We start from the raw sequence: 22,377 nt of genomic DNA on the forward strand, positions 1-22,377 counted from the left end.
TCGGTATTGGGTTGCCGAGACGACGATGTCTTGGACAGGTCCCGCAGCTTCTCATCCGATGCGTCGCACGGACCACGCGTAGCCCTCCCAATACCCGGCCAGGGACGTGTACTCCACGCTTTTCCCTGGCCTTGGCGCGTTGATCATCTTGTATCCGCCGGTGTAGATGCCGACGTGGCCCCAGCCGTCCTTGTCGAAAATGATCAGGTCGCCGGGGCGCATCTGGTCGCGGGGCACGGCGACACCGGCGAAGCGCTGTTGCTGGGAGGTGCGCGGCAGGGTGACGCGTCCGCCGGTGCCCTGGTAGACGGCGTAGGAGGTCAGGCCCGAGCAGTCGAGGCCGCCGCCGGAGGGTCCGTGGATGCCGCCGCCGCCCCAGACGTAGGGCACTCCGAGCTGGGTCATCGCGGCGCGCACGATCGGGCTGGAGCCGCCGTCCGCCCCGCTCGCCCCGGTGCCCGGACCCCTGGAGGGCATCGCGGCGTAAGCCTTGGCCTGGGCCAGGACTTTTCGCACATACCAGTCGGCGTGGTTGTAGGAGTAGACGGCCCGGTACAGGCCGTCGCTGGTGCGGGCCTTGGCGCCGTTGGCGCACAGCATCCGGGCCGCGGCGTAGACCGCGTCGGTGGGATCCCACGGGGTGGGCGGGTTCTTCCCGCCGGGCGGTACGGGGCGGGCGTACTGCTGGAAGGTGGAGGGCAGGAACTGCATCGGCCCGACGGCACCGGCCGAGCTGCGCATGGTGGGGTGGCGTCCGTGGTCGGTCTCGACCTTGCCGATCGCGGCGAGCACCGACCAGTCGAGACCGGGGCAGGTCGGCGCCGCCCGCTGGTAGAGAGCCAGCATCTGCGGGGGGATATCGCCGACTTGGCCGCTTTGCGCGGTGCCGGGCGTGCCGGTTGCCTCCTGCTGTCCGGCGGCGCCGTTGGCCACCGCGGCGATGAACAGCACCAGCACGGCGAGCAGCGCGGCCGGGACCAGGCCGAGGCCGGTGGCCACAGCCGTACGCCGCGCGGCCTTCACGGTCGCCTCCTGGGCCGCGGGGAGCGCGGCGGCGGAGGCTGTCGGCGCGGCGGGGCGGGTGGTGTCGCCGGCTGGCTGGCCGCGCGGGTGCGCGTGCGGATGCGGTGCAGTCGCTGCTGCAGGCTCGCCTGCCGGCTGGAGGCCGGTGGCGTCGCGGGGCGCTGCGGGAGGTGCTGTGCCCGTCGGCTGGGGCGCGGCGTTGGGGCCGGGGGCGGGGTCGGCCGCGCCGTACGACGGGCCGGCGGTGCGGCAGCAGGCGTGGGGGTGGTGAAGAGGTTCTGCAGCCGGCTGGGGGTACGCGGTGGGATCGGCGGACGTCCGGTGCGGGCTCGGTGGCGGTTGCTGAGCCAGCGGACGCCGGTGCCGCGCTCGAATTCGTCGAAGAAGTCGCGCACCGGGCCCTCGTAGGTGCGGTACGCCTGCTCCAGGCGGCCCTTGAGCTGCGCGGCGGCGTCGGTGACCTGGCCGGGAACGGCCTGGGCCGCGGCCACGGTGCGGCGCGCGGCGCGCGGCCCGTAGACCGGCAGGCCGACGGTCGACCGGAAGCCCAGGCGGCCCAGCCGCAGACCGGCGGCCCCGCCGGCGCGGACGGTCCGTTCGGTGCCGCGGGCCAGGCGGCCAGCGCCCTGGGCCAGGCGACCGGTCAGGGCGCGGGCTGTGCCGGAGCGGCCGAGACCTGCGCCCATCGCGCCGGCGGTGCCGCCGGTGGCGGCCATCGCACCGAGCATCAGGGCGGCGGTGCCGGCCCGGCGCAGGGCACCGTGGCTCCGGATCCCTCCCCCGGTGCCGGAGCGGGGCGGGGCCGCGCCGCCGAGCTTGGAGGCGCCCAACCGTGCCTTGACGCGGGCGGCCGCCTGGTGGGAGGCGCGGGTCAGGCGCTTGCGGAAGACGAGGGCGCCCAGGCACAGGATGTCCACCAGGACGAAGCGGACCATGATGCCGCCGGGCATGTCGGTGGTCTTGGCGGTGACGACGGCGGTGACGGCCACCACGAAGACGCCGAGCGCGACGACGAGGACGACCAGCAGGGCCAGGCCGCGGGCGATGGCGGTGGCGCGGGACCACAGCCACGCCCGGCCGGGCCCGGGCAGGGTGCCGGCGACCAGCGCGGCGCGCAGCAGCATCGCCTCGTAGGCGAGCCAGACCTGGGCGGCGAGGTAGCCGCCGGCCAGCGCGATGACCAGTGCGCAGACCAGCAGGGCGGCCAGGAGCATGAAGGCGGCGCCGGCCAGCTTGTCCGCGGAGGCCTTCTTGGCCTCCTTGGCATCGCCGGTGACGCAGTCCTTTTCGAACTTCTCGTCCGGCTGGGAGCCGAAGGTGTCCAGAGCCCACTGGCCGGCCTTGTCCCGGACGAAGTCTTCGATCTTCCCGCCGATGCCGGGCAGCAGGACGTCACCGCCGCTGGGCAGGTCCTTCATGGCCTGGGACTGCTCGGCGACCTTCTGGTTGATGAAGGCCTTGTCGATGCGGGAGGTCGTGTAGCGCGCGGCGCAGGTGCCGGTGAAGGTCTGTCCGTAGGTCAGCAGTTGGGAGGGCTGGACGACGAAGGCGTCGACGAGCTTGTCGGTGAGCGGCGTGGTGATGGACTGCAAGGTGTCCCCGGCCGCGGTGCCGGCCGGATCCTGGCCGCCCATGACGATGGCCGCGGCCGCCACCCCCAGGTCGCGGGCCTTGCCGACGGCGCCGTCCGCGCCGAGCAGGCTCTGGGGCGGTGAGGCCAGGCTGGTGGCGGCCAGCGCCGAGATCACCAGGGAGGCCGCCAGTTCGCCCCAGCCGCGGGAGCGCTGCCCGAAGAAGAAGTGCCAGGCCGCGGTGATGCCGGAAAACGTCAGGAACAGGGCGGGCATGCCGGTTTGCACCAGGACGCTGGTGTAGAGCGAGTCGGAGACCGCGAGCGCGGGCTTGAGCAGGAGCTGCGCCAGTTTGAAGCCCAGTGCCCAGGTCAGCAGCCAGCAGGCGAACGCCACCAGCCACTTGACGGCCATGAACAGCACGTTGGTCAGCCACGCTTCGACCTTCAGGTCCCAGTCCGACCACGCGCCGCTGTCGGCGTCCACCGAGAACGTGGAGACGGGGATGCCGTGTTCGTCGGTGATGTGGAAGGAGTCGAGCAGGTCGTCGTGGCCGATTCCCAGGCGCTCCATGGCCTTGCGCAGCCCGTCCTTCTGCGCCCACAGCTTCTTTCGTTCCTGCAGTGCCTTCTGCGCGGCTGCCTTGCCCTGCGCGGTGTCCGCCCAGGCCTGCCCGCCAGCCGTGCCCGGTTCGGCTGTGCCGGCGGGCGGGGAAAGCGGCTGCGTGCTGGCCGCGGGCGGCGGGGGGACGGGAGCCGCGGCCGCAGGAGCCGACCCGCCTGCGGTCAGGACAGCGGCGACACACACCACCAGTGCCAGCCGCCACAGGCCCCCCGGCCCGCCTCTCGCCGTGCGCCCGGCCCGGCGCAGCCGCGTCATGCGGCCGAGACCGGGTCGGAGTGGATGGCGGCGGCCGCCTGCGGATCGGCGGGGATGACGACCTGCATGCCGGCGATGCGCCCGTACAGGTCCCGGTGCAGGCACTCCCCCGCCCGCTGGGCCTTTTCCTCGTCGGGCAGGTTGAGCGGAGACAGGTTGTTGGTGACCGTCTCGATGAGGTCGGCATCCTCGGGGTCGAGGTCGAGGAAGACCAGTGCGCGCTTGGCAAGCGTGACGTCGGTCTGGCGGAAGAGGAACTTGCGGGGGAACAGCCCGCGGATGACCTGCCCCAGCTCACTGGTACGCGGGCCGATGTCCTCGGCGTCGTGGGAGCCGACCAGGACGCCGGCGTTGTGCTTGCGCCCGTCACGCACGAGTTCCAGCAGCAGGGCCATGCCTTCCGGGGAAGAGGTCAGCCACCAGCACTCGTCCCACACCGCGACGGCGAACTCCTCCCGCACGTCGAAACAGACCTTGCGGCACACCGCAGCGATCAAGTACAGCGCCGCCCGGCCGAAGGTCTTCTCGAACTCCAGCTTCGCCAGCCGGTCCGCGCTCAGCTCGTGTTCCTTGGGCAGCGCGAGGTTGGCGACGGCGAAGACGATGGTGTCGGCCCGCGTGACATCGGCCACCGGCAGCGCGGGGTCGAAGACGGTACGGGCCAAGTCCTTGCGCGCGACCGCCGTCAGCCGCCGGGCCAGGGCCTGGGCGGCCGCATCCCGCCGGCCGCGCTCGGCCAGGCCGGCCACCAGCTGCGCCATCGACGGCTGCGGTGCGGCCAGCACCGTCTCGATGGCCTCCGACAGGACCACGCCCATCTCGTCCATCGGGGCGATGCCCAGCAGCAGCGTCAAAAACGACTCGGTGCGCCGCTGGGCCTCGGTGCGGTCGGTGATGATGCGCAGCGGGTCGAGGGAGACCTGCGCCTTCTCATCCAGGGTGATGACCTGGGTGGTGCCGGGGCAGGCGGTGGCGAAGCGCACCCATTCCTGGTCGGGGGTGCGGTCGACGATGGCGGCCCGGCCGCGGCTGCCGGGGCGCTGCAGGCGGCGGCCGGCGGCGAGGATGCCGTAGACGGCCGCCTTCATGGCCAGGGACTTGCCGCCGCCGAGCTCGCCGATGAAAGCGGCGGAGGCCGAGGCCTTCTTGCGCGGGCCCAGCGACCAGTCGGTCAGCACCGGGCGGGTGCCGCCGCCGGACAGCTGCAGCCCGTACAGCGGCCCGCTGCCGTCGCCCAGCTCCGAGGCGCCGAAGGGCCCGGCCATCGCGAAGTCGCGGGCCAGCAGCACCTGGGCGTAGGCGGCCATGACCTTCGGGGTGCGGGCGCCGGGCAGCATGCCGTAGAACAGCCGCTCCTGCTCCCCCACCGGCCGGGTCAGGGTGTACTCGTTGCCGGCGAAGTACGTCCTGAGGTCCGCCACGCGGGCCTCCGCCTCGCCGGGGGTGGCGCCCCACACGCACAGCACCACCATGGCCTGGACCTCGACCTCGCTGTGCGAACTGGTCAGCGCGGTGCGCAAGTCGTGCAGGTTCTCGGCGGCCCGCTCGACGTGGGCGGGCACGCCGGCGCTCTCCGCGGCGTACTCCTCCGGCTGGCCGGCCACTTCGCGGGCCTGCCGGCGGGCCTTGCGCTCGGCGACGCTGCCGGGGGTGACCTTCAGCCGCACCGTCCAGTCGACGGGGAAGGCCGCCTCGTCCAGCGCGGCCAGGTAGTCGGAGCCGGGAAAGACGAAGCGTTCCGGCATCTCCGCCAGCATCATGAACGCCTGGTAGCTCTGTCCCCATTCGGTGCTCGCCTGCAGCCAGCGGCGCGCCAGCGGGCTCTTGCCGGTCTGCCGCACCGGGTCCGCATCGGGGGCGGGGTCCGCATCGGGGGCGGGCAGGCCCCCCTCGGCCAGGAGCACCTGGGCCAGCGCCGCCGTGCCGCGTCCGCGGCCGCGGACGGGCTGATCGCCCGGCTCGGGCAGCAGCGGCTCCAGCACGCCGCGCCGGGCACTGTGCCCGTAGATCCACAGGATTTCCGCTTCGCTGGCGGGCCGCACGTCCACCTCCGCGGGCCAGGCCGCGGCCAGCTCACGGGCCTGGGCCAGGCGCCGGGCCTCCTCGGCCGCGCTCAGCTGGGCGGGCAGCAGCCCCAGCTGCAGGGCCAGCTCGGCGCGCGCCGCCGCGAAGGCCGCAGTGGCGGCCTGGCGCGCGCCGCCGGCCGGCAGCGGCACGGCCAGCCAGTCGGTGCGGCCGGTCAGCTCCATGGTCTCCAGCTGGTCCAGCACCCGCAGGGCCAGCTCGGTGTAGCGCGGGCACGCCTCCAGGTCGATGCCGTCGGTCATCTTGCGTACGACCGCGGCCGGGTCGATCTGGGGGCACAGCGACAGCAGCATCGACTCGCCGCCGAGCTGCTTGACCAGCGCCTCCAGGGTGCGCAGCCGGCGCTGCTTGAGGGCGAGGGAGGACTGCGGGTGGCCGCTGCCGGCCACCCGCCACAGGGCCCAGCAGGTGCCGTGGTGGGTCCAGATGACATTGCCGGCCACATGCCGGGCGGGGATGCGCATGAAGTCACCTCGAAGTCGCAGAAGGGGCGTCGGGCGGGCCGGATATCCCGGAGGGGGTGCGGGCGGCGAGCAGGGCCTGGGCGCCGGAGGCCACCCGGGCCGGGCAGCCGGCGGCCGCAGCGGGCTGCGGCCGCGCAGCGCGGGGACGGGTACGGGCGGCGGGAGCGGGCAGTCCCGCCGCGCTCAGCGGCGGCTGGACGCTCAGGGAGCAGAGGCCGGCCAGGACCGCCGGGCGCCGCGGCCGCACCGGCCGGCCCTGCAGCCGTCCGGTGCCGCCGCCGGCCAGCAGGCCCAGGGCGCTGGCGACGGTGGCCAGCGGGTTGCGTCCGTCGTGGTGGATGCGTCCGGCCGCCAGCGCCAGGCCGTAGGGCACGGCCAGCAGCGGCAGCACATCGACGATGCCGTGCCGGGCCCACAGGCCGCTGGTCAGCAGCATCAGCCCCAAGGCGAGGCCGGCCACGGCGACCTGCGGCACGGTGTACGGGCCGCCCCACAGGTGGCCGCCGCCCGGCAGCCGGCCGATGACGTTGCGGTGGCGGCGGGCCTTGGTGTAGCAGCGGCCGACCAGCAGCTGGTCCTCGGAGGTGCTCACCGGCTGGCCCCGTCCGGCAGCTTCTCGCCGCCGGTGAGCACGGGGGCGCTGGCGCTGTGGCGGGCGCCGGCGGTCTTGATGTCCTCGCCGATCTTGTCGCGGAGCACGGTGACGTTGGCGACGATGGCCAAGACCGCGGCGCCGCCGACGGCGACCACCACCGTCTTGAGCACCGACTTGGTCTGGCCCCAGGTCATGGCGACCGAGACCAGGTACATCACGCCGAGCACCACACCGACCAGCAGGGTCTTGATGCGGGTGCCGAGGGTCTCGGCGTCGTCGAGGATGCCGGCCAGCTGCACCAGGTCAAGGGAGGTCATGAGCGGGGTCCTTTCGAAGAGCGGGGCGACGCAGAGGTCGTGGGGTTCGGTGAGGCGAGGGCCGGCGCGCCCTGGAGTGCGGCGATCTCCCAGCGGCCGGCGCGGGAGCACAGCTCGATCGCGTACATCAGCGGCCGGTCCTTGGCCTGCGCGGTGTCGGCGCTGACATCGACCAGCAGGTGCCGGGTGACGCCGTCCGGCGGGCGCTGGGCCGCGGCGCCGTCGGCCGGGCCGTGGCCTTGCTCGGCGTACTGCGTGACCTTCACCGCCCGGTACGGCGCCGGACGGACCGGCCCCAGTGCGGTGCCGGGGGCCAGGTAGCGGTCCAGTTGTCCGGCCTGGCCGCCGGTCAGGTACGCGGCGAAGAACGCTTGGAGAGTGGCGGCGGCCGGGTCGGAGGGCAGCGCCGCGCGGGCGGGCCCGTAGGCGAGTTCGGGGGCGGGGCCGGTGGCGGGGGCGGCGACCTCGGCGGGCAGCGCCGTCGCGGTCAGGGACCGGCCGCCCGTACGGCCGTCGGCGCGTACGGGCACCTGGAAGTAGCGCAGCGCCGCGCCCGCTGAGGCGGTGGGGGTGATGCGGGCGGCGACCGTCACCGACCAGTAGCCGTCGGAGACCGGCCGGACCTGGACGGCGGAGGCCGCCTGGGCGTGCTGGCCGCTGGCCCCGGCCGGCCAGGTCATACCGCGGGCGGCCGGGTAGAAGCGGGCGAGATTCTCCTCGGCGCCGTCCCCGGCCTCGAGGTAGGCCAGCACGAACTGCTCGGCGAAACCGGCCGGGCCGGCTGCGTCCTCGCCCTGCGCCGGGCCGGCTGCCGGTGCGCGGGGCGAGGCGGCGGCAGGCGGCGCTGAGGGGGCCAGCAGAGCCCAGGTGCCGAGCAGCGGGCCGGCCGCCAGCAGCACCCACATGCCCCAGCGCATCAGAGCGGTCAGATTCGCCGCGGCGCCGGTCGACATCGACGTCGCCCAGCCGGTGTCCGCGGCGCGGCCGGCGGGCAGCCCGTCGGGCGCCGCTGCTTCGGGCTCCCGTACACGGCGGACCCTGGGCGCCTTCATGTGGTGCCTCCCAGGGGCAGGGTGTGGCCGGCCAGTTCGGCGATGCGGCGGTGCAGGTCGGCTTCCGGGCGCTGCCGCAGGGTGTGCAAGGAGGTCAGGACGGCGTCGGCGTCCTCGGCGAGGAAGGCCCGCAGCCGGTCGTGGGTGCGGGTGTCGAAGGGCTGGCAGACCAGGGCGGCGCCCAGCTGGATGAGCAGGTGTTGGGCGCGGGTGACGCGCTCTTCGTCGGCATCCAGGGGGGCCTTGTCGGTCTGGGGCATGGAGATCTCCTGTCGTGGCAGTGGGCGGGCGGTGGCCGGGGAGCGGAGTCGGGTCATGCCGCCGGCCGGTGGGAGAGGCCAGCGGTCAGGCGGGCCACGGCGCGCGAGCGGCGGCGCTGCCAGGCCCCCGGCGTGGTGCCGCAGCGCGCGGCGGCTTCGGCGTCCGGTACGGCAGCGGCGGTGTAGTGCCAGGCGATGGCGCGGCCGTCGGCGGGCGACAGCGCACCGGCGCCCATGGCGTCCAGGACGAGCTCCAGCAGCTCCAGCCGGGCACTGGTCGCCTCGGCTTCTGCGGCCTCCCCGGCAGGGGTCAGGCCGGCGGCCGCGGCGGCGGTTGCGACCGCGCCGGCGTGAGCCTGCGCGTAGGGGCCGGGGGCGGCGTCGGGCAGGTGCTCGGCGGCGGCCAGGTGCTCGCCGCGGTCTTCGTGGTCGGCGGCGAGCCCGGCGCAGACGTAACGCAGCGTGTCCAGCATCAGATTCGCGGCCGGCCGGCCGGCGCGGGTGTGCAGGCGTCCGGAGCGGGCCACTTCGAAGAGGCCGGCGACCGTCAGCGAGGCGACCGCATCGAAGGTGCGGCCACCGGTGGCGCGGACCTGGCCGCGGGCCAGCCGGACGGCTGCCGGGATCATCGCCTGGACGATGACGCGTGCGGCCAGGGTGCCCGATCGGCCGCCGCCGGCCGCACGGCGCAGCAGGGCGCGCAGGACCGCGTCGGTCAGCTCGTCAGTCAGGCGCCCCGGGCCGGGCCGCAGCGCGGCCAGCACCTGGGCGGGGCCCAGGGTGCGGGCCCAGGAATCAACCACCGCGGTGGTCCGGGCATCGGCCACGGCGGCGACGGCGTCGGCCAGCTGATCGGCCACCAGCCAGTCGGCCACGGCGGCCTGGACGGCGGCGTCGGCGCACAGCGCGGCCCACTCCGTATCCAGGCGGTGGAAGATCCCGCCGGCAGTGCGGGCGGGTCCGGGTACTACGTCGAGCACGGCACGTCTCCTTTCGGATCTCGTGCCGTCACTCTCCTCACCACGGCTTGCCCGAAGGCTTGCCCACCGCCCTAAGAGAGCAGGTCAGGGGCTTGCCCGCGGGCTGGGCAAGCCTCCGGCGGCCGATCGGGCAAGCCCACGCCGTAGGCAGGCAAGCCGGGCGTGACCGAACCGTGCCACTGGGGGCAAGCCCCGCCCTGTGGCGGGCAAGCCTCCCGCGGCCGTGCCGCAGGCGACGGCTGCAGCGCAAGGGGGCGGCCGCGGACGAGGTGTGGCCGATCGGCAGGGATCGGACATGGCCGGTGGCCGACGACTCCTCTGGCCGGTGTCGGCCACCGGCCTGCCCTACCGGTCATCCACCGCCCGGCCGCCGGTCTTCGACGGGCGGGGTGCGGCGGGCGGAGTGGTCCCATACGGTGGCGACGCCCAGGCTCCGTCATCGGCCGCAGAGCGGGGCAGGCGGTCAGCCCCGCACGGACCGCGAGGTATACGTCCCGCCTGTCGGCGGCGCTGCTCGGCCAGGTGCGCCTCGGCCCCGTCCAGGCAGCGCTGGCCGGTCCACGGCGATGCCTCCGGCGGCGGGCGACCTCAGCACCGCAGAGCTTTTCTCGCCGGGCCCCCCGCACGCCCCGGCCTCGGCCAGCTACTCGGCGACGGTCACGCTCTGTCGCTGAACCGGGTCCGGATCTACTGCACCGGCCTACGCTCGGACAGCCGCGCGACCGCCACGGAAACCTGGATGACGTGCCGCCGCCCTGCACGGCGGGCCGCCGTCGGCAGGCTCCGGCAGACGGGTCACCGGACGTCGAGGACGGCCGGCTGCGGCACTCCCCCGCCGGCTCGCTGCCCGCTGTCCACCACGGCCCTCGCTACCGGGAGCCAGGCGCGGTCGTATGGGGCAGAGCCCGCGATAGTCGTCGGCGCGGTGACGGCGAGCAGAACGGACGGCTGAACGAACGGCCGCGGGCCGAAGGGCCCCCGACGCCCCGTGTGCCGGCCGCGCTGTCGGGACCGTTGCTGAGCTCGGAGGCAGACACCGTGTCCGTCAGGCCTGCGGGCGCGTACCCGTACCCGGCCGCGTCCAGACCAGCCGGTAACGGTCGTACCCGGCGGCGGCCGCCGGACAGGAAGCCGGCACCACTGTCTGGCCGTCAGTAGTGGCTACGGCCATGGCCGAGGCCCGGCTGCGGTCCCAGGACAGGATCGGCCACCGCTCCGCGCGCCAGATTGGCCATGTCCGATCCGGCAGCGGTGGCCGATTACTGACCTTGTGGGTGTGATGTCGTCAGCGTGAGTCCGGTGGCGGCGAGACATCCGTCGATGAGGTCGGGTCGGTATTGAATCTCCCGGAGTCTGTGCCGTAGCACCCGCATCAGGTGCTCGGGGTCGGTGAAGGCGGTGTTGCACTGACCCGAGCGCCGCACCAGGGACCAGATGCCCTCGACCGGGTTCAGGTCAGGTGAGTACGAGGGCAGCTGGAAGGAGGTGATCCAGTCGTGGCCGTCGACGAAGTCCCGCAGGCGGGCGTCTAGGTGCACATTCAAGTTGTCCCAGACGAGCACCAGCGGCGCCTTGAGCTGCAGGTAGGCGGCGATCAGCAGGTCGCGATAATCGGCCCAGGTGAAACTGCGCCGGCCGCCGCGCTTGTGGTCGGAATGCCGTTTGGGCCGGTAGATCAGACGCGAACGTTCACCGGGTTTGTAGCAGGCCAGGGCGGCGACGGAGAACCGGCGCTGAGACCGCCCCCGCACCTGGACCACGGGCGTGTGCCCACGCCGGGACCAGGTTTTGCGGGTCGGCGGCGTCATCGAGAACCCGGCCTCGTCCTCAAAGACGATGAAGGCTCCGAGCGCCGCCGCGGCGTTTCCACCTGTGGCCATGTGTCCTTCACCCAGCCGGTGACCTTCTCCTCGTCCCGCTCCACGGCCCGCCTCGCCGGGACCTGGTGGCTCCAGCCGTGCCGGTGGAGCATCTGCGCGACGGCCGAGAGCGTCATGGTCTTGTGGAACCGGCGGCCGATGAGCGTCTTGATGCGCTCCAGGGTCCAGGTCTGGTCCGGCCAGCCCTGCGCGACCGGCCCTTTGCCCAGCTCCTGTTCCAGCACCCTGAACAGGGTCTCACTCAGCCGTGGCCGGCCCGGGGAGCCCTTGGACTTGAGGGATTTGCCACCGCCGTCCTGCCGGCAGCGGCGCCACCGTTGCACCGATCGCACGCTGATCCGCAGTTGCCGCGCCACCAGGGCGTTGTCCTGTCCGGCGACGAACCTCTCGGCCGCTTCCATCCGGATACGCTCGCGAAATGCCCGGCGCTCGTCCGTCAGGCCACCACCTTGCGGATACCTCATGCCCTGCACATACCGCGACGACCATCACTCGTCACCCCCCCCGCGACACCACCCCTACAAGGTCAGTAGCGGCCGCGCAGGCGCTCCCACCAGTCCCGTACACGCGAACGTGGCCGGCGTGCAGTGGTGGGCGGGTAGGACAGGGCGGCGGGACCGCCGCATCGGGCATCTGTCATGTTGCTCCGGCTCGTTCGGAGTCGGGTTCGCCGGTACGGCAGGCTCCTCTCCTGAAGCACACGTGTCCGGGCTCGTGGCCGAGGCCGACGTTACGGCGGGCTGCGCCCTGACCTCTTCCGGCGCGGTGGACAGGGGCGGCTCTGCCGGTGTCGGGACATGGCCGGGACAGGCGGCTTCGGCCGGGAGATGGAGCCGCCTTGCGTGTCCCACCGTTCCACCTGCCACGGCTCCTTGGCCCACAGCTGCAGCTCGATCCAGCCGCGCTCGGCGGCCTTGTGTGCCCAGTCCGCGCCCTGTGGGAAGAGCTCCCAGTAGCCGTAGCCGAGGAACTCCCCCGTGGACGTGATGACTTTCACTGGCCGGCCCTCGATGTGGACGGGGTGCCGGGCTACGTACATCACCACGTGACTGTCGCCCGCTGTCCGGCTGACCCCGCCGTGCTCGCCGGTCCCCATACGGCATGCGGTATCTGCCCGGCCGTACCGTCGATGAGCTTCTGCGCCAGCTGGTGAGCGGTGGTTGGGCCCACGCAGAACTCGTCCCACGCGATGTTGCGTCGGCCGCTCGGGGCGACAGCGGCAAACTGGGCAACGGTCTCGGGGTCGTGCTTGCAGGCGGTCAAGAGCTGGACGATGCGCTTGGCGGAGGCGATGGCCGGTCCCCGCAGCCGGCTGAGGGTGGGCCTGTCGCCCCCGGTGGCACGGGGCGGCCGCGGTGTGGTGCTGCCGCCGTTGGCTCCGCCTCGGGTACCGGGGCGGGCCAGGGGCGGGCACACCAGCCTCCACTGCCCCTCACGCCGGACGACGGTGCCCTGCGACACATCCGCCAGTTCCTTGCCGCGCCGCGGGAGGTCGAAGCGGCAGGTGGGCTCGTGCCTGCGGCCCGGCATCGTGAAGAAGTGGGACGAGCGGGAGTCGGGATCGTCGGCGTTCGCCGGCCGCACCGAGACCGGGATCCCGCAGCCGCCGCAGCGCAGCAGGGTGCCGTAGGGAGGGTGGGGCTTGATGTCGATGGCCGACCGGTCGTATTCGTCATCCCGTGCGTCCCAGACCCACGGGATCCGCACCCCACGCTTCTTCTGCGGCTTCCCCACTCGCTCCCCCACCCTTTGATGACTGCTGCTCACCCGATCTTGCCTCCTCCGGTACACGCGCGTCGGTCGATCTGGAGGGTTTGGTGGCCGGTACACGACCGAAGGATGCGGGCGCCGACCGCCACTGCGCGGAAGACACCGCAGCGTTGACTCCAAAACAGGCGCGCCCCGAGGTCCGTCCCGCCGGGCGGGAGCGCCTCACCAAGTCGTTATCGCGGTGGCCCGCCAGGCGCGCCGCCGCGGCAGCCCGGGACGGTAAGGCGTCGCCGTGTGCACCCTCCGCTACATGAATAGCGAAGTGCTTTACGGAGGCCTCTGCCCGCTGTGCCGCCTCCCGCTCACGCTGCGCACAACCGCTGTCGTTCGCTCGAACATGCCTTACCCCGCCCGGATCGACACGGTGCCCCACTGCGCTGGCTGCGCCAGCGACATGACCCGCGCGCAGGAATGGGCCGACCTGATGCGCGCCCTATACGAAAACTGGCCCCGGCCGCGTGAATGTTGCGGGCCGACACACCAGCACCAGCAGCCCGGAATTCCGACCCCAACCGGCTTTAACGCGATCCAACAAGCACCAACGCCACCACTCCCCCAACCATCCGCCACCACCGCCCCGGCCGACCGGCCGGGGGCTTCGTGCACACTGGAGGCGCCGTGCCCACCTACGAGGTTCTGCCCCACTTCACCGCCGACCTGGACCGCCTCGCACCAGAACAGCGCCACCGCTTCCACCGCACCTCGTGGCCTTCGTCAAGGACCTGCGCACCGGTAGCTTTCGCGCCGGGCTCCGCGTCAAGCGCGTCCAGCGAGCCTCGGGCGTCTACGAACTCACCTGGACCATGGGCACCGGCCCCGAAGGACGCGCAACCTGGGAGGACGGGCCCGCGTGCCAGTCCGGCGTGTTGACTGAACTGACTTCGACGTTTTCGCAGTTCAGAGTGCTTCTCTGCTAGCTTCTCGGCATGCTTGATCACAGCGGTCCCGGGAGGGATCTCAGGAGCTTCGCCCTGCCCGAATCCGGTCAGATGCTGGCGACGGGAGACGCCTGGGAGCCGTACCGGTTGATCGATCGGCATGGTCTGCGGGTCGAGCCGGTCGCCGTGTACTTCTAGGACCTGCTCGCGGCAGACACCCCGGCAACCACGCTGCGGTCCTACGCAAACGACCTGTTGCGGTGGTGGCGGTTCCTATGGGCGCTCGACATCGAGTGGGATCGGGCAGTCCGGGAAGACGCACGGGAATTCATGCTCTGGATACAGTCGGCCGACAAGCCGGTGCGTGTGTATTGGCGGCGCCGAAATGCACCCGCGGGCGAAGGCCGGCCTGCTGCTGCTCCTCTATGCCCAGTGGCCTGCGGCGATCTCCCGGCTCACCGTCGACCACATCAAGGAGACCGACGGAGCCGTCCGCATCCGCCTCGGCGCCGTCCCCGTCGACCTGCCCGGCCCCGTCACTGAGCTCGCCCTCCACCAGGTCGCGGCTCGCCGGAGCCATGCCGTCCTCACCCGGACGGAGTCACCCTGGCTCTTCCCCGGCGGCCAGCCCGGCCGCCCGATCAGCGTCTGGGCCATGGGCGAACGGCTCCGCAAACCCGGCATCCGGATCGCCGAGACCCGCTCGACCGCCCTGTTCCAGCTCGCCACCGAGCTGCCCGCCGCAGTCCTCGCCCGCACCCCCGGCATCGACATCACCGTCGCCGTCAAATGGCAGCGAGCCGCCGCCGGAGACTGGGAAACCAACGCGGCCGACAGATGCCGCACCAGGACTGACAACGACAGAAAGGACATACAAGATGAGCGTTTACGTGTCGGTCAGAGGATGGCTGGAGTGCGACGAGACACAACTCGCCACCGTCCAGAAGATCATCTCGTCCCACGCCGACGATCACTACTCCGGCGGATGGAGCACACCTCGGCAGCAGGTCAACTGGACCCACTACATCTTCTACGGCGCCGACATCCGCGCATCGGCCCTGGACTGGTTCACGAATCAGCTCGAAGAGATTGCTCGGGTCCCAGCCTCCGACGACGACGGAGACCTCATCCGGGGCCTGTTCCTTGCCAGCCACGAAGTCGATGGGACGACTGAGTGGCACGTCCGCGAAGGCCAGCTCGTCATCTCGCACGCCGACATCAGACACCAGTACCTCGACGAATAGCCCCACCCATTCCGAGGATCTCGATACCCGACTCCGCCATCAGCCATCTACCCAGTCGACGCGCTCGAAGCACACCGTGCCTTCATCGCCCGCCGCCGCGATCTCCGCCCAGCCGAGGAATACAGAGCTGTCACAGTCGAGGAACGGCAGGAGTTCCTGTCCCACTTCAAGCGGAGGAAGCTGGCGCTGGGCGAGTGCGGGCGGGCCTACGGAACCGACTGCGTCCACGAGCACGCCTGCGTCCGCTGCCCGGTCCTGATCGTCTCCCTGGAGGAGAAGCCCCGCCTGGAAGAGATCCGTGACACCCTCAAAGACAGGATCGCCGAAGCCGAACGCGAGAGATAGTTCGGCGAAGTCGAAGGGCCGTCCACCAGCCTCGCCGCCGCCGAAGACAAGATCGCCCAGATCGAAGCCCAGCAGGAGGCGAAGCAGTCCCCCGTCTTCCTGGTCCTCCCCAGCCTCTACCAGCTCACCGCCCGCACCAGCGAGGTCACCAGATAGCTGCCTCTGGAGCTTGGAGTGACCATCTGTCGGCACCCTGTCCCGAGTGCCCGACCACGTCACTCTCTGGGCGCGGCTGAAGGGCGATCAACCTCCAAGACGACTGCGGTCCCGGCCACCGTTCGGTCCTCATGCATGGTGATCTGCTGGCCGGGGTGAACGTGCGTCCAGTGGGATGGAGTGAGGGGTACGAGGCGAACCGAGGCCTGCCCGCCGGGCTCCAGAAAGGGCATGTTCTCAACCCAGAGCGCGGCGATGCTGACCGCACGTTCACCGGTGGGTGAAAGATGTCCGATGGTGCCGGTGAAGTTGCGGATCGGTGGTGGGCCTGCCCGTGTCAGGGCCCTACAGCTGGTCGAGGGACGCAGGTACAGGTCGGGGGGGTACCTGGGCTTCGATAGGAGAGCGCAGTCCAGACATGAGTCGACGCCGGCGGCGCACGGCATCGTCGTGATCGTCGCCGTTGCGATGCCTCCACCAGTAGAAGGCCGAGGTAGCGGTAACCACGTCAAAGGAGCCTGCGGCTTCTCCTGCGGCCCCCGGCCGTCGTCACGGGGGTCGGCGGCGTCCGGCGCTACGCGGCCGAGGGCCCGGCCGCCGTCCTTGCGTCCTCCTCGCCGAGCTGGGCACCGTCGAGCACACCGTACGGCGTGCGCCCGACCGCGCGCAGGTCGATGCTTCGCCTGGCCGCGGGGCGCCGACGGCATGCGCGCCGTCGACCGGATGCTGGGGGAAGCACGGGCGCCGCCGTGGGCAAAGTCCGTACCGCGCTCTGCAGCCCGCGTGAGGCGTACAGACAGGTGAAGGAGGGTTCGAGTACACGGCGCGCGCCCTCGGCCAGCAGCGGCAGCTCCGGTGGCAGGTGCTGAGCGTGGGCCTTGCGACTGGCTGGTCGCAGACGGGAGTTGTGGAGGTGCAGGCGTCCGCCACATCGGCCGAAAGTAACACCTGGCGCGTTTGCGCCGGGGGCACTGGGTGAACATAGTGATCGCGAACGCGTGTCACGAGGCGCCTTTTTCGAAGCTAGCGCGTCCTTGGCGCTGTCCGCCCTCACCGTGTCGAGGGTGGGCGTGGGCGTGTCGGACGCGGACAAGTCGACAGGGACGGCGGGCCGTTCGGCTGGCCGAAGTGCGGTGCGGAGCGTGATGGCCATGACGATGAACGGGCAGGCTGCCGAGGGGGGCAAGAACGCGGCATTGGCTGCCGCTCTTCAGAATGCCGGCTGTAGCTACCAGTCCCTGGCCGCACGCGTGAACGCCCTTGCACGCCGCCAGGGACGTCTCACGCGCTACGACAAGGCGTCGGTGTCCCGATGGGTTGGCGGCCGCCCTCCTCGTGCGGAGACGATGTGGCTGGTGGCCGGGGCGCTGACGGAGGCGCTGGGCCGGGTTGTGCAGCCGTGCGACATCGGTTTCCATGTCCAGCAGGGGCCGCCGGTGGTGGTCCGTTCGCTGCTGTGGGGCGAGGATGTGGGCCAGGTGCTCCAGACGCTGTCCGGCCTCGCGGCGGAGGATGTCGGGCGCCGGGACGTGCTGGGGGCAGTGCCGTTCGTCAGCAGTGCGCTGCTCGCGCCGCAGCGCAGCTGGCTGCTGTGGGCGTGGGAACAGTCGGAGACCCCGGCGCTGGCCGCGGTCGCCGCCGGCGGGCGGGTGGCAGTGGTGCAGGCGATGGTCGCAGCCTTCGACCGGGTGGACAACCGCTTCGGCGGCCAGGAGGTGCGCTCGAGCATCCTGTTCTACCTGAACCGGGAAGTGCTGCCGATGCTGCGCCAGGGGGTGAGCGCCGAAGAGCGCGGACCGCTGTTCACCGCGGCGGCCCGGCTGGGGGCGATGGCGGGCTGGAGCAGTTACGACAGCGGCGAGTACGGGCTCGCGCAGCGGTACATGATCCAGGCGCTGCGGCTGTGTCAGGAGGGCGGGGATCTGGTGCTGGCCGGCCAGGTCCTGGCGGGGCTGTCGCATTTGTCCACCAGCCTGGGCCATCCGGAGGACGGGGTGCATCTGGCGCGGGCGGGGCTGCAGACGGCGCGGCACGCGGGCAGCCCGCTGGGGCTGATGCGGCTGCAGGCGATGGTGGCGCGTGGCTGTGCCGCGAGCGGCCGCGCGAAGCAGGCTTTGCGGGCGCTGGAGGAGGCGGAGGCCGCCTTGGGGCGGAGCCGGGGTGCGGAGCAGGAGTCGCCGTGGGTGCGCTACCTCGACCGCCATTACTGGGAGGCGGAGGCTGCTTTCGTCTTCCGGGACCTGGGCCGGGCCGAGCAGGCCGAGCAGATGGCGGACGCCTCGGTGCGGACGAACGGCGACCGGCGGCGCCGGCAGGCGATCAGCCAGGCGGTGCTGGCCACCGCCTGCCTCCAGCAGGGGCGGCTGGATGAGGCGCTGGCCTGCGCGCACGCGGCGCTCAAGGGCCTGGAGAATGTCCGCAGCCTGCGGTCGGTGCAGGCCCTGAAGGACTTCGGCCAGCGGGCGGGCGCGTTCGGCAAGGAGCCGGCGGTGCGAGCCTTCTTCCGGGCGGCGCAGCCGGTGCTGGAGACGGCCTGAGCGGTCAGTAGCCGTCCGGCGTGGGGGCGTTCTGGACCCGGTCGACGGGGATGTGGGCGCCGGAGATGCCGCTGGACCAGGGCGAAAGCAGGAAGACGACGGTGCGGGCGACTTCCTGCGGGGTCACCAGCTGCCCGCCCGGGATCTGGGCGGTGAAGCGGGCGAACGCCTGGGGGTCTTGTTCTTGCATCCGGGCCCAGCGGCGGCCGGGGATGAGCATCGAGCCGGGGGATACGGCGTTGACGCGGATGTTGTCGGGGCCGAGCTCATTGGCCAGAGATTTGGCCATGCTGATCAGCGCCGCCTTGGCCGCGCCGTACTGGGCCTGGGGAGCGGGCTTCCAGCCGCTGATGGACGAGATCAGGACCGCTGATCCGCCGCCGGCCGCGCCCAGGTGCGGCAAGGCGGCCTTCACGAGCCGCTGTGCGTGCACGACGTTGATGTCGAACGTGGCGGCCCAGTCCGCCGCGGTGGCGCTGCGCAGGTCACGGCCGTGGGCTCCCCCGGCGTTGGCCACCACGCCGTCCAGGCCGCCGAGGCGGTCGGCTGCCGCGGCGGTGAACGCCTCCAGCCTGCCGGGCTCGGTGACATCCAGAGCCTGCGTGTACAGGGGCGCCGCCGCGGTGACGGCGACGTCCTCCTCCAGGCGGCGCAGGCCCTCGGGCCGGCGGGCGCAGGTGGCGACGTGCGCTCCGGCAGCGACGAGAAGGTGCACGATCTCGCGACCGAGGCCGCGGCTGCCGCCGGTGACGAGGAAGCGTCGCCCGGCCAGGCCCAGCGGATCCGCGAGGAATCGGGCGCGCTCGTGATGAGCCTGTGCACTGGTGGAGTCCATCGTCGAACCGTATGTCGCGGGCTGCCAACGGCAAAACAACCCTCGGCGACAGACAATCGGCCATCGTGCCCCGCCCGGTGGGGACCGGACAGCTGCCGCAGCCGAACACCGCGCCCACGACCGCATCCCCTCACGTTCGGCAAGAGGCCAGATCAGGAGGCTGCGCGGCGCGCATCCCGGCCCGCCCGGCGGGGCGTTTTGACGCAGTCCCGTGGCGGTCCTGACCGGGCTGACGGCCCTTTGGGGGCGTGAGTGGCTGGAATGTCACTGTCAACGCCGCTGCAACCGAACAACCTTGCACACCTCTGGTCATGCGTCACTTCAGACGCTTAGGTATCTGACAGGCAACCGCTGGCCCGCCGTGGACGGCACCTGCGGGTCAGCCCGCTTGCGCGCTGATCCGCCTCGTCTTGCTCGGCGGCCGCGCCGCCTTCCCACCCCTCCTGACCAGAGGACTCCTTTCTATGGCCGCGACCGCACACCCCTGGGTGTCGTGTCCACACCAGCCGCAGTCCCGCAGTGACGACCGCGGCGCTGAAGCCCACCGCCGCACGGCACCGTCACCGCAGCCGGGCCGCGCGCTGCACCGCCGCGCCACCGCGGCCGCCGGCAGCCAGCCTCCCGGCCGGCGGACCGGCAGCTGCCAGCAGTTCACGCCCCGGCCGGTCGCCGAGTGAAGAACACCAGGCTCCCCACCAGCTGCCGGCCCCGGCAGTACGGCACGGTCCGGGCAGCGACGACGGTCGCCTCGTCGTTGGCTGTCAGCTGCCTACACCTGCTCCGCCTGGGATGCGGAGGGCCCCGCTGATGGTGAGCTACCACCCGGCCGGGCGCGACGCCGCCTTGTACCCGGCGGTGCAGGAGGTCAAGGCGGGACACTGGATGGCGATGCGCCAGGTGCTGGCCGAGACCGGGACCTGGCCGCAGTGGACCGCCCGGACCCAGGTGCTGGGCGTGATCGCTGCCCGGCGCAATGTCGTCGAGCTGTGGCTGCAGGAGGAGCCGGAGAGCATCGCGGCCCGGGTGATGTACGCCAGGGTCGTCACCGAACGGGCGCTGGAGGCGTATCGCGACCGGCAGCACGCCCAGGCCCCCGGCCGTCAGCAGCACCTGGCCGAGCTGGTCGGCCGGGCCCGGCAGGCGTGCGAGAAGGCCGCGGAGTTGAACCCCGGCGATCCGGTGGTGCCGATCTGCCGCCTCGCCCTGGCCGAGACGGACCCGCACGGGCACCGTCCCGAGCACCGGGTGGCTCCCCCGCCCCCGGAACTCCTGCTGCCCCACGGGCCGTGGGGGCTGCTGGAAGCCGCCCACCGGCTCGACCCGTACAGCCGCGAGGCCTGGCACCGCATGCTGCGGGTGCTGCAGGTCGGCCCGGGCTCGGCCTCGCTCAGCCAGCGGGCGGTCGCCATGGATTTCGCGCGCTGGTCGGTCTCCAAGGCCCCGTCCGGCTCCCCCTTGCATCTCCTGCCGCTGTATGCCCACCTGGAGGAGTACCGGGCGCGGCGCGACCGAGGCGAGATCCTGCCGAGTCTCTTCTGGGCCAGCGAGGCGATCAAGCCGGCGCTCACCAAGGCCTTCAGCGACTGGTTCAGACGCTGCGACCCGGCCACCAGTTCCCCGACCGACCTGAACCACCTGGCGCAGGCCCTGGCCTCGGGCGGCTTCGAGCACGAGGCGGCCGTCGTCTTCCAGGCCATCGGGGACTTCGCCACCCCGGCCCCGTGGCAGTACCTGGCGCACCAGCCCGGCCAGTGGCGCGAGGCCTTCGAAACAGCCCGCAGCGCCTGCCGGAGGCAGAGCAAGTCCCCGCCGCCCGCGGGCAGGCGCCCGTGACGGTCCGCCGGCCCCGCGGGCGCTCCCCGCCGCATCCCGCTGGTATCCCAGCATCCAGCCGTTCTGGCCTGTTCCATCTGCTTTCCCGTGCGGAGAAAATGATCATGCGTACTTCAGCAAACTCCCGGCAGCGGCCCGAGCCGCTAGACGAGGACGAGCGTCTGCTCAAAGAGCTCGGTTACACCCAGCAACTGCACCGCCGGATGGGGGCGTTCGGCAGCTTCGCCGCCTCCCTGTCCGTCATTTCGATCATGAGCGGGACGCTGCTGCTGTTCGGGTTCGGCCTCAACAGCGGCGGGCCCGCGGTGGTGATGTGGGGGTGGCTGGCCGTCGGGCCGCTGGTGCTGTGCCTGGCGGCGGCGCTGGCCGAGATCACCTCCCGCTACCCCACCAGCGGCGGCCTGTACTTCATGGCCCGCCAGCTCGGCGGCGAGCGGTGGAGCTGGTACACCGGCTGGCTCAACCTGCTGGGCCTGGTCGCCGGGATCGCGGCCCAGGACTACGGCATCGCCACCTTCACCGCCGCCTGGGCGAACCTGCAGTGGGGCATCACCCCCTCCCCGGGGGCGATGCTGGCGCTGTACGCGGTCATCCTGCTGCTGCACGCGGTGCTGAACCTCTTCGGCGCCCGGCTGATGAACATCTTGACGTCGGTGAGCGCGTGGTGGCACCTGGCGGGGGCGGTCGTCATCATCGGCGCCCTGACGCTGATCCCCTCCCACCACCAGCCGGCCGGCTTCGTGTTCTCCCAGTTCACGAACAACACGGGCTGGCCCCCCGGCGCCTACGTGATCCTGCTGGGGATGCTGCTGCCGTGTTTCGCGCTGGCCGGCTACGACACCTCCGCCCATCTGAGCGAGGAGACCACCCGGGCCTCGGTCACCGCGGCCCGCGGCATCGTCCGCTCGGTGGCCGTCTCCTGGATCGCCGGCGGCGTCCTGCTGGCAGCCCTGCTCTTCGCCGTGCAGGACTACGCCGCGACCCTGGCCAGCCCGACCGGTACGCCGGTGGCGCAGATCTTCCTCGATGCGCTGGGGGTGGCCGTCGCCAAGGCCCTGCTGCTGGTGATCATCGTGGCGCAGTTCCTGTGCGGGTACACGGTGACCGCCTCCGCCAGCCGCATGATCTACGCGTTCGCGCGGGACGGCGCCCTGCCGGGCTGGGCCCGCTGGCAGAAGGTCAGCCGCCGCACCGCCATTCCGGCCAACGCCGTCTGGCTCGCGATCGCCGTCGCTTTCGTGCTGGCGCTGCCGTCCCTGTACTCGGCCAGCGCGTTCGCCGCGGTCACCGCCATCTCGGTCGTCGGGTTCACCCCGGCCTACGCCATCCCGGTCCTGCTGCGGCTGCGCCACCGCGACAAGTGGGTGCCCGGGCCCTGGAATCTGGGCCGCTTCAGCCGCCCGGTCGGCTGGATAGCGGTGCTGTGGGCGGCCGCGGTGACCGTGCTGTTCATGCTGCCGCAGACCAGCCCGGTCACCGCCACCACCTTCAACTACACGCCCATCGCCACCCTGGCGGCCCTCGCCCTGGCCGCCCTGTGGTGGCGCATCGGACGCCGCTCCTACCTTCAGCGCCGCGCCAGCACCTCCACCTCCCAGACCCACGCTGAAGAAGACGGCGAGTTCGAGGGCATCGTCTGATGACCACGCACGCCGTACGGGATATTCCCACGG

Annotated in this window: 19 protein-coding genes and 1 pseudogene; 5 read left to right on the forward strand and 15 right to left on the reverse strand. The window is 72.3% G+C overall.

The genetic code is table 11. The annotated features are described in order from the left end of the window. Positions 1 to 51: 51 nt before the first annotated feature. From AB0A97_RS34485 to AB0A97_RS34540, 12 genes are all read right to left on the reverse strand, one after another. Entirely contained in the window at positions 52 to 1,023 is a 972-nt protein-coding gene (locus tag AB0A97_RS34485; protein WP_361157640.1) for an NlpC/P60 family protein, read from the reverse strand. Next, on the reverse strand, positions 1,020 to 3,473 hold the full coding sequence (locus AB0A97_RS34490) for a hypothetical protein (RefSeq protein WP_361157642.1): 2,454 nt from the start codon (positions 3,471 to 3,473) through the stop codon (positions 1,020 to 1,022). Before AB0A97_RS34490 ends, AB0A97_RS34485 begins: the two co-directional genes overlap by 4 nt. After that, positions 3,470 to 6,022, reverse strand: a complete 2,553-nt coding sequence (locus AB0A97_RS34495; protein WP_361157644.1) for an ATP-binding protein — start codon at positions 6,020 to 6,022, stop codon at positions 3,470 to 3,472. The genes AB0A97_RS34490 and AB0A97_RS34495 overlap by 4 nt, the downstream gene beginning before the upstream one ends. 4 nt (positions 6,023 to 6,026) lie before the next feature. Further along, positions 6,027 to 6,614: a hypothetical protein gene (locus AB0A97_RS34500; RefSeq protein WP_361157647.1), complete on the reverse strand. Its 588-nt coding sequence runs from the start codon at positions 6,612 to 6,614 to the stop codon at positions 6,027 to 6,029. Continuing rightward, positions 6,611 to 6,934, reverse strand: a complete 324-nt coding sequence (locus tag AB0A97_RS34505) for a hypothetical protein (RefSeq protein WP_361157650.1) — start codon at positions 6,932 to 6,934, stop codon at positions 6,611 to 6,613. Before AB0A97_RS34505 ends, AB0A97_RS34500 begins: the two co-directional genes overlap by 4 nt. Then, the gene (locus tag AB0A97_RS34510; RefSeq protein WP_361157654.1) at positions 6,931 to 7,986 is read right to left on the reverse strand and encodes a conjugal transfer protein; all 1,056 of its coding nucleotides are present in this window, start codon (positions 7,984 to 7,986) and stop codon (positions 6,931 to 6,933) included. The genes AB0A97_RS34505 and AB0A97_RS34510 overlap by 4 nt, the downstream gene beginning before the upstream one ends. Then, entirely contained in the window at positions 7,983 to 8,246 is a 264-nt protein-coding gene (locus tag AB0A97_RS34515) for a hypothetical protein (RefSeq protein ID WP_361157657.1), read from the reverse strand. The genes AB0A97_RS34510 and AB0A97_RS34515 overlap by 4 nt, the downstream gene beginning before the upstream one ends. Before the next feature lie 53 nt (positions 8,247 to 8,299). Continuing rightward, positions 8,300 to 9,226 carry a hypothetical protein gene (locus AB0A97_RS34520; RefSeq protein ID WP_361157660.1) on the reverse strand — a complete coding sequence of 309 codons (927 nt, stop codon included), beginning with the start codon at positions 9,224 to 9,226 and terminating at the stop codon, positions 8,300 to 8,302. 1,259 nt (positions 9,227 to 10,485) lie between these two features. Further along, complete coding sequence (locus tag AB0A97_RS34525; protein WP_361157842.1) at positions 10,486 to 11,034, reverse strand: transposase; 549 nt, start codon at positions 11,032 to 11,034, stop codon at positions 10,486 to 10,488. Further along, complete coding sequence (locus AB0A97_RS34530; protein ID WP_361157844.1) at positions 11,031 to 11,570, reverse strand: winged helix-turn-helix domain-containing protein; 540 nt, start codon at positions 11,568 to 11,570, stop codon at positions 11,031 to 11,033. Before AB0A97_RS34530 ends, AB0A97_RS34525 begins: the two co-directional genes overlap by 4 nt. 266 nt (positions 11,571 to 11,836) lie before the next feature. Then, positions 11,837 to 12,148, reverse strand: a complete 312-nt coding sequence (locus AB0A97_RS34535; RefSeq protein WP_361157663.1) for a hypothetical protein — start codon at positions 12,146 to 12,148, stop codon at positions 11,837 to 11,839. Beyond that, positions 12,145 to 12,840, reverse strand: a complete 696-nt coding sequence (locus tag AB0A97_RS34540) for a hypothetical protein (RefSeq protein ID WP_361157665.1) — start codon at positions 12,838 to 12,840, stop codon at positions 12,145 to 12,147. Before AB0A97_RS34540 ends, AB0A97_RS34535 begins: the two co-directional genes overlap by 4 nt. A gap of 962 nt (positions 12,841 to 13,802) precedes the next feature. On the opposite strand from AB0A97_RS34540, the gene AB0A97_RS34545 reads away from it, so the two are divergent. Then, the gene (locus AB0A97_RS34545) at positions 13,803 to 13,952 is read left to right on the forward strand and encodes a hypothetical protein (RefSeq protein ID WP_361157668.1); all 150 of its coding nucleotides are present in this window, start codon (positions 13,803 to 13,805) and stop codon (positions 13,950 to 13,952) included. Positions 13,953 to 14,632: 680 nt separating this feature from the next. Further along, positions 14,633 to 14,998, forward strand: a complete 366-nt coding sequence (locus tag AB0A97_RS34550) for a hypothetical protein (protein WP_361157670.1) — start codon at positions 14,633 to 14,635, stop codon at positions 14,996 to 14,998. Between the two features lie 39 nt (positions 14,999 to 15,037). Here the strand turns inward: AB0A97_RS34550 and AB0A97_RS34555 are convergent, their stop codons facing one another. Together AB0A97_RS34555 and AB0A97_RS34560 are read right to left on the reverse strand one after the other, a co-directional pair. Continuing rightward, on the reverse strand, positions 15,038 to 15,535 hold the full coding sequence (locus tag AB0A97_RS34555; protein ID WP_361157672.1) for a hypothetical protein: 498 nt from the start codon (positions 15,533 to 15,535) through the stop codon (positions 15,038 to 15,040). 23 nt (positions 15,536 to 15,558) lie between these two features. Beyond that, positions 15,559 to 15,795, reverse strand: a pseudogene (locus AB0A97_RS34560) (hypothetical protein); the annotation flags it as partial. An 855-nt stretch (positions 15,796 to 16,650) separates the two neighbouring features. On the opposite strand from AB0A97_RS34560, the gene AB0A97_RS34565 reads away from it, so the two are divergent. After that, the gene (locus AB0A97_RS34565) at positions 16,651 to 18,036 is read left to right on the forward strand and encodes a hypothetical protein (protein ID WP_361157675.1); all 1,386 of its coding nucleotides are present in this window, start codon (positions 16,651 to 16,653) and stop codon (positions 18,034 to 18,036) included. Positions 18,037 to 18,040: 4 nt separating this feature from the next. Here AB0A97_RS34565 and AB0A97_RS34570 read toward each other — a convergent pair whose 3' ends face one another. Continuing rightward, positions 18,041 to 18,871 (reverse strand): SDR family oxidoreductase, encoded by an 831-nt coding sequence (locus AB0A97_RS34570; RefSeq protein WP_361157678.1) that lies wholly within the window; start codon positions 18,869 to 18,871, stop codon positions 18,041 to 18,043. 807 nt (positions 18,872 to 19,678) lie between these two features. On the opposite strand from AB0A97_RS34570, the gene AB0A97_RS34575 reads away from it, so the two are divergent. Together AB0A97_RS34575 and AB0A97_RS34580 are read left to right on the forward strand one after the other, a co-directional pair. Then, positions 19,679 to 20,704 (forward strand): hypothetical protein, encoded by a 1,026-nt coding sequence (locus tag AB0A97_RS34575; protein WP_361157681.1) that lies wholly within the window; start codon positions 19,679 to 19,681, stop codon positions 20,702 to 20,704. A gap of 104 nt (positions 20,705 to 20,808) precedes the next feature. After that, positions 20,809 to 22,344 carry an amino acid permease gene (locus AB0A97_RS34580; protein WP_361157685.1) on the forward strand — a complete coding sequence of 512 codons (1,536 nt, stop codon included), beginning with the start codon at positions 20,809 to 20,811 and terminating at the stop codon, positions 22,342 to 22,344. The last annotated feature ends 33 nt before the right edge of the window (positions 22,345 to 22,377 follow it).

Source organism: Streptomyces sp. NPDC045470 (assembly GCF_040646595.1).
In the GTDB taxonomy this organism is placed as follows: Bacteria; Actinomycetota; Actinomycetes; order Streptomycetales; family Streptomycetaceae; genus Streptomyces.

Coding starts and splice junctions, on each gene's coding strand:
- AB0A97_RS34550 (WP_361157670.1), top strand. CDS start 14,633: ATGAGCGTTTACGTGTCGGTCAGAGGATGGCTGGAGTGCGACGAGACA.
- AB0A97_RS34580 (WP_361157685.1), top strand. CDS start 20,809: ATGCGTACTTCAGCAAACTCCCGGCAGCGGCCCGAGCCGCTAGACGAG.
- AB0A97_RS34490 (WP_361157642.1), bottom strand. CDS start 3,473: ATGACGCGGCTGCGCCGGGCCGGGCGCACGGCGAGAGGCGGGCCGGGG.
- AB0A97_RS34505 (WP_361157650.1), bottom strand. CDS start 6,934: ATGACCTCCCTTGACCTGGTGCAGCTGGCCGGCATCCTCGACGACGCC.
- AB0A97_RS34515 (WP_361157657.1), bottom strand. CDS start 8,246: ATGCCCCAGACCGACAAGGCCCCCCTGGATGCCGACGAAGAGCGCGTC.
- AB0A97_RS34565 (WP_361157675.1), top strand. CDS start 16,651: ATGACGATGAACGGGCAGGCTGCCGAGGGGGGCAAGAACGCGGCATTG.
- AB0A97_RS34495 (WP_361157644.1), bottom strand. CDS start 6,022: ATGCGCATCCCCGCCCGGCATGTGGCCGGCAATGTCATCTGGACCCAC.
- AB0A97_RS34545 (WP_361157668.1), top strand. CDS start 13,803: ATGCTTGATCACAGCGGTCCCGGGAGGGATCTCAGGAGCTTCGCCCTG.
- AB0A97_RS34570 (WP_361157678.1), bottom strand. CDS start 18,871: ATGGACTCCACCAGTGCACAGGCTCATCACGAGCGCGCCCGATTCCTC.
- AB0A97_RS34525 (WP_361157842.1), bottom strand. CDS start 11,034: ATGACGCCGCCGACCCGCAAAACCTGGTCCCGGCGTGGGCACACGCCC.
- AB0A97_RS34575 (WP_361157681.1), top strand. CDS start 19,679: ATGGTGAGCTACCACCCGGCCGGGCGCGACGCCGCCTTGTACCCGGCG.
- AB0A97_RS34510 (WP_361157654.1), bottom strand. CDS start 7,986: ATGAAGGCGCCCAGGGTCCGCCGTGTACGGGAGCCCGAAGCAGCGGCG.
- AB0A97_RS34530 (WP_361157844.1), bottom strand. CDS start 11,570: ATGAGGTATCCGCAAGGTGGTGGCCTGACGGACGAGCGCCGGGCATTT.